The organism is Rhizobium ecuadorense (genome assembly GCF_001187535.1).
GTDB classification, from domain to species: Bacteria; Pseudomonadota; Alphaproteobacteria; order Rhizobiales; family Rhizobiaceae; genus Rhizobium; species Rhizobium ecuadorense.
Genome location: NZ_LFIO01000061.1, coordinates 1 through 299 on the forward strand (window position 1 = coordinate 1; position 299 = coordinate 299).

Annotated in this window: 1 protein-coding gene; it reads right to left on the bottom strand. The window is 59.2% G+C overall.

Features of this window, described 5'->3' with window-relative positions:
• The coding region (locus tag AF337_RS02575) for a dienelactone hydrolase family protein (RefSeq protein WP_193393563.1) at positions 1-299 on the bottom strand (299 nt) is incomplete at both ends.

Genomic DNA, 299 nt, shown 5'->3' on the forward strand with positions numbered 1-299 from the left:
GAGCCCCGTAGGCATCGAAGACCCGATCGGGAAGATAGCGTTCACAGGTGTTGTCGATGTTGCGGGTCGTGAAGCTGTCAACCACCAGCACGACATATCCCCATGAGGTCAACCGCTGCGGCCAGTAGGTCTTGGTGTTCGGCCGAATACCTCCGCAACCGTGCATGACAACGACGGCCGGAAAGGGACCATCTCCCTCTGGCCGGCTCAGATATCCCAGCAAGTGCGTGGTTTGGGCCTGCGGGAGACTGACACCTTGTTCCCTGGCCTTGCGTTCCAGGTATGGACTTGGCTTTACG